Source organism: Streptomyces sp. NPDC005899 (assembly GCF_040629645.1).
Taxonomy (GTDB): Bacteria; Actinomycetota; Actinomycetes; order Streptomycetales; family Streptomycetaceae; genus Streptomyces.
The window spans coordinates 1-4,464 of sequence record NZ_JBEXWB010000437.1 but is presented as its reverse complement, the minus strand read 5'-3'; the positions used below and the strand labels follow the sequence as shown (position 1 = coordinate 4,464).

The following is a 4,464-nucleotide window of genomic DNA, read 5'->3' as shown; positions in this document are numbered from 1 at the left end:
CCCGCCCCGGGCGGGCCCCCCCCCCCCCCCGCGGCCGCGGGCGGCCCCCGCGGGGCGACGCTAGGCGCCCTCTTTCAGCACCCGGGAGATGAGCGCACGCTGCGCGTCCGTCAGGCCGGGGTCCGCGCACCGCACCGTCCGGTCGTCCACCGTGATCCGGTAGCGGAATCCGTCCGGCACACCCGCGGGTGCGGCGCCCCGGCCGGTGGCGAGCGCCGCCTCGGCCAGGGACTCCCACTCCGCGGCGTCGGGTCTCCCCGAGGTGTCGACCTCGCCGTGCCGTGCGATACCGGCGAAACCACCGGTCCGGCTCACCTGGATGCGCATGCGTAGTGGCTCCTGCCCTGACCGTCCGGCCGACCTGCCCGTACCCGTTCCGTGTCTACCCGCTCACCTGGTCGGCACGCCCACCTCCGACCAGGCCTTCAGCACGGCCTCGGCCTCGTCGCCCTCGCCGAACCGGCTCCGGGCCGCGACGACGGTGAGCTTGGCGAAGTCCGTGAACGACGCGTCCTGGGCCAGTTCGCCGCCGGTCAGCACGTCGAACCAGATCCGCCCGGCCCGCTCCCAGGCGTTGCCGCCGAGGGCGGTGGCGAGCAGGTGGAAGGCGCGGTTGGGGATGCCGGAGTTGAGGTGCACCCCGCCGTTGTCCTCGTCCGTCTCGATGTAGTCGTCCATCGACGCGGGCTGGGGGTCCTTGCCGAGGACGTCGTCGTCGTAGGCGGTGCCCGGGGCCTTCATCGAGCGCAGCGCGACCCCGCTGACCCGGGGCGCCAGCAGCCCCGCGCCGATCAGCCAGTCGCCCTGCTCCGCGCTCTGGCCGAGCGAGTACTGCTTGACCAGGGAACCGAAGACGTCGGACACCGATTCGTTGAGCGCGCCGGACTGGCCCTGGTACGCCAGGTTCGCCGTGTACTGGGTCAGTCCGTGGGCCAGTTCGTGGGCGATGACGTCGATGGCAACGGTGAAGTCGAGGAAGATCTCCCCGTCCCCGTCCCCGAAGACCATCTGCTCGCCGTCGAAGAACGCGTTGTTGTACTTCTCGCCGTAGTGCACGGAGCCGATGAGGGGGAGCCCCTTGCCGTCGATCGAGCTGCGGCCGTACTCCGTGAGCAGCAGTTCGAAGGTGGCGCCGAGGCCAGCATACGCGCGGTTGACGGAGGCGTCCTGGGTGGGCTCGTCGCCCTCGTCGCGGACCTTGTGGCCGGGCAGGTCCGTGCCGTGGCGGCAGTCGTGGAGGGTGCGCCGGGGCTTCGTCGGCACCGGGTCGGCGGTGCGCGGGGCGGAGGGGGTCCAAGCCAGTGCGGTCATCCGCCGGTGGTGGCGCCGGGCCCCGTCCGCCTCCAGGGTGCGGCGGGCGGGGCCGGCCAGGGCCGGGTCGTCGGCCTGTGACAGCTTGTCGAGGAGGTGGGGCGGCACGATGGTGCAGAAGACGGGCTGGAACCCGTTGTTCGGTCGAGGCTGCATGCATTCGACTGTGGCAGTTCGTCACCACGCTGTCACTGCTTGCGACCATGATTGACGAAATGGAGTGATGAGTCATCGTTTTGCCCCCATAGGTACTCGATCCCGCATACTGATACGGGCCGACGCGGCGGAAACCTGTCGGTTAGTCTCGTCGCATCATGCGTTTCGGGCTGCTCCTTCTTAGCTGCCGCGGCGAGGGCCTGTAGTCGTAGGCCGGCTCCCTCCCCGCGGAGTTCGCTGGTGCAGCGACCCAGTCGGCCGCCCCGCTGGACCTCAGAGGAGCCCTACGCCATGACCGCCGTACACCCCGCCCGTAACGCCGTGGACCCCGGCAGCGCCGCCCCCGTCGGCGGACCCACCCCGGTCACCAACGCGACGCGGCCGCAGAAGCCGTCCGGGATGCCCGTCCACAAGTACCGCGGGTACGAGGCCGTGGACATCGCCGACCGGACGTGGCCGGACAACCGCATCACGCGGGCGCCCCGCTGGCTGTCCACCGACCTGCGCGACGGCAACCAGGCCCTGATCGACCCCATGTCGCCGGCCCGTAAGCGCGAGATGTTCGACCTGCTCGTACGCATGGGCTACAAGGAGATCGAGGTCGGCTTCCCGTCCTCCGGCGAGACCGACTTCGCGTTCGTGCGCTCCATCATCGAAGAGGGCGCGATCCCCGAGGACGTGACGATCTCCGTCCTGACGCAGGCCCGCGAGGAACTGATCGAGCGCACCGTCGAGTCCCTGGTCGGAGCGCGGCGCGCCACCGTCCACCTGTACAACGCCACCGCGCCCACCTTCCGCCGCGTGGTCTTCCGCGGCTCGAAGGAGGAGGTCAAGCAGATCGCGGTGGACGGCACCCGCCTGGTCATGGAGTACGCGGACAAGATCCTGGGCGACGAGACGGTCTTCGGCTACCAGTACAGCCCGGAGATCTTCACCGACACCGAGCTGGACTTCGCCCTGGAGGTCTGCGAGGCGGTCTGCGACGTGTGGCAGCCCGAGGAGGGCCGCGAGATCATCCTCAACCTGCCCGCCACCGTGGAGCGTTCGACGCCGTCCACGCACGCGGACCGGTTCGAGTGGATGTCCCGCCACCTGACCCGCCGCGAGTACGTCTGCCTGTCGGTGCACCCGCACAACGACCGCGGCACCGCCGTCGCCGCGGCGGAACTGGCGATCATGGCGGGCGCCGACCGTATCGAGGGCTGCCTGTTCGGCCAGGGCGAGCGCACCGGCAACGTGGACCTGGTCACCCTGGGCATGAACCTCTTCTCGCAGGGCGTCGACCCGCAGATCGACTTCTCGCAGATCGACGAGATCCGCCGCACCAGCGAGTACTGCAACCAGATGGAGGTCCACCCGCGCCACCCCTACGCGGGCGACCTGGTCTACACCGCCTTCTCCGGCTCCCACCAGGACGCCATCAAGAAGGGCTTCGACGCGATGGAGGCCGACGCCGCCTCGCAGGGGAAGACCGTCGACGAGATCGAGTGGGCGGTGCCGTACCTGCCGATCGACCCGAAGGACGTCGGCCGTTCCTACGAGGCCGTCATCCGGGTCAACTCGCAGTCCGGCAAGGGCGGGATCGCCTACGTCCTGAAGAACGACCACAAGCTGGACCTGCCGCGCCGGATGCAGATCGAGTTCTCCCGGATCATTCAGGCCAAGACCGACGCCGAGGGCGGCGAGGTCACGCCGGCCCAGATCTGGTCGACCTTCCGGGACGAGTACCTGCCGAGCCCGGAGAACGCCTGGGGGCGCGTGCAGATCCGGTCCGGCCAGACGACCACCGGCACCGACGGCCAGGACTCGATCACCGTCGAGGCCACCGTCGACGGCACGGACACGGTGCTGACCGGCACGGGCAACGGCCCGATCTCCGCGTTCTTCGAAGCGCTGCAGGCCATCGGCATCGACGCCCGCCTGCTGGACTACACCGAGCACACGATGAGCGAGGGCGCGAGCGCCCAGGCGGCCTCCTACATCGAGTGCGCCATCGACGGCAAGGTGCTGTGGGGCATCGGTATCGACGCCAACACCACCCGCGCCTCCCTCAAGGCCGTGGTCTCCGCGGTCAACCGCGCGACCCGTTGAGGGCCTCAGCCCGTCGGCGGACACCGGCCCGATGAGGCGCACGAACGCCCGGCCCGCGAGCCCCGCCCACCCGTCGAGGGTGGCCGGGGTTCGGCCATCTCCCGGTGTTGTGACGTCCGGGATGCTGACGCCGCGACACGCATGTGGCTAACATCACGTCCAACGCGGCAGCGCTGCCGCGGGGTACCTCCCGTGCCCGAGGGGCTCCGGGGGAGTTACGGAGGTGTGCGACGTGCCGTCAGCCAAAGGACAAGGCGCCATGAGACTGCGCGTGTACGGCATCCGTACCGTGTGGGACACCGTGGGTGACGGGGAGTTCTTCTGCCCGGGCTGCGGTGGCGACCGCAACTACCGGCGTCTCAGCGGTCGTCGGCGCCTCACCGTGCTCGGCCTGCCGCTGAGGGCGCGTGGCAGCGCGGGCCCCGTGGTCGAATGCGCCGCCTGCCTGGAGCACTTCCCCGTCGACACCCTCGACCACCCCACCACCACACGCTTCTCCGCCATGCTGCGCGAGGCCGTGCACACGGTCACCCTCGCCGTGCTCGCGGCCGGCGGCACCACCTCGCGTACGGTCCTGGAGGCCGCTGCGGCCACCGTCCGTGACGCCGGACTGGACGACTGCACGCAGGAGCAGCTCTTCACGATCGTCGAGGTGCTCGCCGCGGACACCGGACCGGGGGGCACCGACCCGGCGGCCGAGGCGTGCGGCGCCGCCCTCGCCATCGAGCTGCACGAGGTGCTCGGGCCGCTCGCCCCGCACCTGGCCGCGGCCGGCCGGGAGTCGGTGCTGTTGCAGGGCGCCAGGATCGCGCTCGCCGACGGCCCCTACGGCCAGGCGGAGCGTGAGGTGCTGACCACGGTCGGCAGCGCCCTGCGGATCTGCCCCGCCGACACGACACGGCTGCT

General features: G+C 70.9%; 4 protein-coding genes. 2 read left to right on the top strand and 2 right to left on the bottom strand.

The genetic code is table 11. The features are described 5' to 3' along the window. Positions 1-60 precede the first annotated feature (60 nt). The gene (locus ABZ371_RS29400; RefSeq protein ID WP_358685217.1) at positions 61-327 is read right to left on the bottom strand and encodes a protealysin inhibitor emfourin; all 267 of its coding nucleotides are present in this window, start codon (positions 325-327) and stop codon (positions 61-63) included. Between the two features lie 63 nt (positions 328-390). Then, entirely contained in the window at positions 391-1,467 is a 1,077-nt protein-coding gene (locus ABZ371_RS29395) for a M4 family metallopeptidase (protein WP_358685212.1), read from the bottom strand. Positions 1,468-1,758: 291 nt separating this feature from the next. Between ABZ371_RS29395 and leuA the strand changes: the two genes are divergently transcribed. Then, on the top strand, positions 1,759-3,558 hold the full coding sequence (gene leuA, locus ABZ371_RS29390; RefSeq protein ID WP_358685210.1) for a 2-isopropylmalate synthase: 1,800 nt from the start codon (positions 1,759-1,761) through the stop codon (positions 3,556-3,558). Between the two features lie 259 nt (positions 3,559-3,817). Beyond that, on the top strand, positions 3,818-4,464 hold a 647-nt coding region (locus ABZ371_RS29385), incomplete at its 3' end, for a TerB family tellurite resistance protein (protein ID WP_358685208.1).